The organism is Caballeronia sp. M23-90 (assembly GCF_053574605.1).
Map to the genome: position 1 here is coordinate 1 of NZ_JBSIPA010000478.1, position 4,965 is coordinate 4,965.

General features: G+C 59.7%; 5 protein-coding genes. 2 read left to right on the forward strand and 3 right to left on the reverse strand.

Annotation, left to right across the window (positions count from 1 at the left end; all coding sequences use genetic code 11):
* Nucleotides 1–161: 161 nt before the first annotated feature.
* Nucleotides 162–731, forward strand: a complete 570-nt coding sequence (locus tag ACRXB1_RS30380; RefSeq protein ID WP_174362343.1) for a DUF4365 domain-containing protein — start codon at nucleotides 162–164, stop codon at nucleotides 729–731.
* Complete coding sequence (locus ACRXB1_RS30385) at nucleotides 721–1,857, forward strand: hypothetical protein (RefSeq protein ID WP_449494150.1); 1,137 nt, start codon at nucleotides 721–723, stop codon at nucleotides 1,855–1,857. The genes ACRXB1_RS30380 and ACRXB1_RS30385 overlap by 11 nt, the downstream gene beginning before the upstream one ends.
* 41 nt (nucleotides 1,858–1,898) lie before the next feature.
* Here the strand turns inward: ACRXB1_RS30385 and ACRXB1_RS30390 are convergent, their stop codons facing one another.
* The 3 genes from ACRXB1_RS30390 to ACRXB1_RS30400 form a co-directional block, all read right to left on the reverse strand.
* Complete coding sequence (locus tag ACRXB1_RS30390) at nucleotides 1,899–2,954, reverse strand: sugar phosphate isomerase/epimerase family protein (RefSeq protein WP_449494151.1); 1,056 nt, start codon at nucleotides 2,952–2,954, stop codon at nucleotides 1,899–1,901.
* Nucleotides 2,955–2,994: 40 nt separating this feature from the next.
* Nucleotides 2,995–3,945, reverse strand: coding sequence for a substrate-binding domain-containing protein (locus ACRXB1_RS30395; protein ID WP_062171577.1), 951 nt, complete (start codon nucleotides 3,943–3,945; stop codon nucleotides 2,995–2,997).
* Between the two features lie 63 nt (nucleotides 3,946–4,008).
* Nucleotides 4,009–4,962 (reverse strand): ABC transporter permease, encoded by a 954-nt coding sequence (locus ACRXB1_RS30400; RefSeq protein ID WP_449494152.1) that lies wholly within the window; start codon nucleotides 4,960–4,962, stop codon nucleotides 4,009–4,011.
* Nucleotides 4,963–4,965: the final 3 nt, after the last annotated feature.

Sequence of the window (4,965 nt, forward strand, 5' to 3'; positions counted from 1 at the left end):
TCCCGCTCCAGCGTCGACACCGAAATCTCGATTCCCTTGCGTCCCATGATCGCCTCCCTGTCGGTCATGGCTTTATCGTAGAACAACAAATATTTATGTAAAGTTATTTCTGGGACAGAACACTAGCATCTCCTGTTGATGGAAACATTACCGGGGGGATCATGGCCACTGCACTTTCAGTATTAAACAGGGAATCGGAGCTGAGCTACGCTTATCTTCATGCGATCGCTTCGCACGCAGGGGTCAACTGCAAGATCAGCAACCGGCACGACGACAACGCCGGCATCGACGCCATGCTCACGGGCTGGGAACCATTCCCGAACGGCGGCCCGTTGACCGAAGTCGACGTCAAGGTCCAATTGAAGGCAACGGTCAAGACACCGTTCGACGACGGTGAATCGCTCTCCTACTTCCTCTCCGGGACGCAACAGTACGACGCCCTGCGCCGGGAGACACACGCGTCGCCGCGAATACTCGCCGTACTGTTCCTCCCTCCCAACGCCGAGGACTGGCTGGAGCATTCAGAGGAGCAACTCGTGCTGCGAAAATGCGCGTACTGGGTCAGTCTGCGCGGCGCCCCGCCCACGGACAACACAGCAGGCGTCACTGTGAAGATCCCGAAGAGCCAGACGTTCGACGGAGCCGGTCTCATGCAGCTCATGGCAAGCATCTCGCGGCGCGAAATTCCTGCTTATCGAAACCTTTCTGACCAGGTGCCACATGACGCTTAGCACGCTATCTCCTTCAGGCCTGCGCGATTTCGTTCAATCGCTCGGGTGGAAATTGCTGCCTGATGGCATGGTGGATGGACTGTACGTGTTCCATCATGATTGCGCACCGCGTCGCCAGATTGTCATTCCAATGGATCAGCACGCGCTGGACTACGCGGAGGCATGCGAGCTCGCCATGTCAAAGCTCGCTGACCTGCAGGGTATGAAGCTCACAGAGCTGATTCAGCTTGCCGCGATCTCCCGCGACGACTCCATGTATTACCGGGTGACCGGGCGCGGTGCGTTCAACGAAGGCCTGCCCTTGTCGTTTGCAGCGTCGTTGCTGCTTGGCGCGGAGCAGGTTCTGCTTGCTTCGGCTTGCACGGTGTTGCGGCCGCAGGCTCATCATCCGCGTCTGCACAGAAGCGAAGCCACACAGCTTGCCAGTCATGCGCGGTTCGGCCACACGGAGCGCGGCAGCTTCGTCGTGCGCGTTTCGTGCCCTGTCGATGCAATGGAAACGCCAGCCGCGCTTGCGCTCGCCAACACTAACGAGTCATTTGTGCGCATGACCATGCTGAGCGCCCGTCGCGGCGTGCGCGATCTGGTTGACGCCATCGAGACAGACACGCTTACCCGCTTCGTCGACTCGCAAAAAGACGCGCGCTCGCCCGTTGTTTCTTCCAATCTGTGCGAAGCACTGACGCGTATGCATGATGAAGAAATGCAGAACAGCATCGACCTGTCGTTTCGTTGGGCAACAACCGTGGCACTACCCCAGGAGATCGCCGCGGCCGCAAGCATACGAATCGAGAGCGATCACTTTGGGCGTATCGACGAGGTTCGCCGCGAGTTGCGTGCGGTCGAGCATGACCGCGACGACATATTCATCGGGACAGTCGAGCATCTGAATGGGCAATTCGATCTTGAAGGCAACCGGGCGGGCGAGGTCGTCGTCGGATTGCTCCAGCACGACAAGGGAACTATCAAGGCGCGCGTTGTGCTCAATCACGATCAATATGCAAGCGCGGTTGCCGCGCATCTGGACGATCGGACTTTCGTCCGCATCGCAGGGCGGCTGCGTCCCGGGCGACAACCGCGTACGCTGGTCGACGTCACCAGCTTCACCTTGATCGGTCCGGAGTGACAAAGAGCAAGAGCGCAAGAGCGGGGCGGGGCGCAGGAAATCTACCGGCGAATCCCCAGCACCTCCCGTAAAGCCTCACCGTTCGCGCCACTTCCTGCGAAGTCATCGAAGGCACGATCTGCAACGCGAATAATATGATCGCGGATAAAGGTGGCGCCTTCGCTTGCGCCATCCTCGGGATGTTTTAACGCGCATTCCCATTCGAGCACCGCCCAACCAGGGAAATCGTATTGCGCCATCTTCGAGAAAATTGCGCTGAAGTCGATCTGTCCGTCGCCGAGAGAACGGAAGCGGCCTGCGCGGTCCACCCAGCCCGAGTAACCGCCGTACACGCCCTGACGTCCGTTTGGCCGGAACTCCGCATCTTTCACGTGAAAGGCCTTGATGCGTTCGTGATAGATATCGATGAACTGTAGGTAATCCAGTTGTTGCAGCAGGAAGTGGCTGGGATCGAAGAGAATGTTGGCACGTGGGTGATGATCTACCGCATCCAGAAACCGGTCGAAGGTTACGCCGTCGTGCAGGTCTTCGCTTGGGTGCAACTCGTAGCACACGTCCACGCCAGCCTGATCGAAAGCGTCGAGCAAGGGACGCCACCGCTTGGCAAGCTCGCCGAACGCTGTCTCGATCAAACCCGGCGGACGCTGCGGCCACGGATACAAATACGGCCAGGCCAGCGCGCCCGAAAACGTCACGTGCGCGCTCAGGCCCAAGCGCCTGGACGCGGCCGCTGCGAATCCAACCTGTTCGATGGCCCATGCCGTGCGAGCCTCCGGATTCCCGCGAACGTGCTTGGCTGCGAAGCCATCGAAGAGCGTGTCGTACGCGGGATGAACCGCCACGAGTTGTCCCTGCAGATGCGTCGATAACTCCGTAACGCACACGCCCGCATCCTCTACGATCCGGCGCAGATCGTCGCAATAGGCATCGCTTTTGGCGGCCTGTTCGAGATCGATCAGCCGCGGATCGCACGGAACCTGAATACCTTCGTAGCCCAGCCCCTTCGCCCAGCCTGCAAGGTGCGCGAGGTTGTCGAAGGGCAGTTCATCGCCGAGAAACTGCGCCAGAAAAATTGCCGGGCCCTTGATGGTTTTCATGATCGTCGATCCACGAACGTGTGCTCAGCTAGGATAAAACTCAGAACGGCGAGTTCGGATAATAGAACTGCTTGGCGTTTTCCTTCGTGATCAGCACCGAAGGAATGATGGTCGTGGCGGGCAGTTTTTCGCCCTTCAGGCGCGCTTCGGCGGTGAGCTTGATCGCGTCGTAGATGAACTTCGGCGAGTACGACACGTCGGCCTGCACCCGCTTGTCGCCATCCATGATCCGCTTGACCGCTTCCTTCGACCCCGCCCCGCCGAACACTTCCTTGATGTCCGTGCGCTTCGCCTGGTCGATGGCCTTCAGCACGCCGATCATCATGTCGTCATCAGCGGCCCAGACTGCATCGATATGCTTGAAACGCGTGAGGTAGTCCTGCATCACCTTGAATGCGTCGTCGCGATTCCAGTTGGCGTATTTGGCATCGAGCACCTTCATGTCGGGATGCTGCTTGATCACAGATTCGAACGCGGTCCAGCGTTCGTTGTCGAGCGTGGTCGGAATCCCGCGCAGCGCGACAATGTCGCCCTTTCCATCCAGCGTCTTCGCCAGATACTCGGCCGGCAGCTTGCCGAAGGCCGTGTTGTCACCGGCCACGTAGGCGTCTTGCGCGCTGGTGTCGGTCAAGCCGCGATCCACCACCGTCACATACACGCCCTTCTTCTTGACCTGCGCGACCGGCTGCGTCAACGAAGCCGACTCAAACGGGAAAATCACCAGCGCGTTAATTTTGTTGACCGTCACGAGATCCTGCAACTGGTTCGCCTGTTCGGGCGCGCCGCCAGCCGTTTTGACGATGATCTTCAGATCCGGATGCGCCGCCTCCAGTTCCTTTTTTGCTTCATTGGCCCACCACACGATACCGCCGGTAAAGCCATGCGTGGCGGTCGGGATGGCGACGCCGAGCGTGACTTTATCGGCCGCGATGGCCGAGACGGCGCTCGCCGCGAGCGTCAGTGCGCCGAGTGCGCGAAGAATGTTTTTCATTGCTGTGTCTCCATTGTCATGACAGGCGCCTGATAGGGTTTCAGGGCACGGTTCGAACAGACTTCAACGACGTCCACGCTGTAAAAACGCTACGAAGATGATCACGGCGCCCTGCACTGCCGCGTTGAGATACACGCTGATGATGCTGGTGAGATTCAAGATGTTTGCGATCACGGACAAGAGGATTGCGCCGATCACGGTCCCGATCACACGCCCTTCGCCACCTCTGAGCGCCGTGCCGCCGACCACCACGGCCGCGATCGCCTCGAGCTCCCAGAGAAGTCCGGTGGTCGGCGTCGCCGACCCGAGGCGCGGCACGTACAGTACGGTCGCCACGCCCACGCAAAGACCGAGCAGCACATAGGTGACGATCTTCACGCTGTCCACGCGAATGGCGGCGTATCGCGCGACCTGTTCGTTCGATCCGATTGCCTGGACATGCCGGCCGAAGACGGTGCGGTTCAGCACGATCACGCCGCCCGCCGCGACGATCAGGAACACCCATATGGGCACCGGGATGCCAAACAGACTTGCGTAATACACGGGGCCGTATAAATCGGACAAGGTGTTGTCGAGTGTGAGCGCGCCGCCATCCGCGAGCCATGTCAGCACGGCGCGAAAAATCCCGAGCGTTCCCAGCGTCACGATGAACGGTTCTATACGTCCCTTGGTCACGAGCAGGCCATGCGCCAAACCGAAAAGACCCCCTAGAACAAGGGCTAGAACAATTCCTAAGGCAATGATGGTCAGCGGCGCAAAGCTGTGGCCGCCCACGCCGTGAGCGAGCGTGTTCATCGTCCAGATCATGCTGCCGGCGATCAGCGCGGCCATCGATCCAACCGACAAATCGATACCGCCCGAGATGATCACGAACGTCATGCCCACCGCAATGATGCCAATGAACGATGTCCGCGTGAGAACGTTCATGGCGTTGTCGAAGGTGGCGAAATCGGGATTGAGCAGCGTCCCGCCCACGCACAGCGCGATCAGCCCCAGCAACGGCCCGACGCCGTGCAGCCA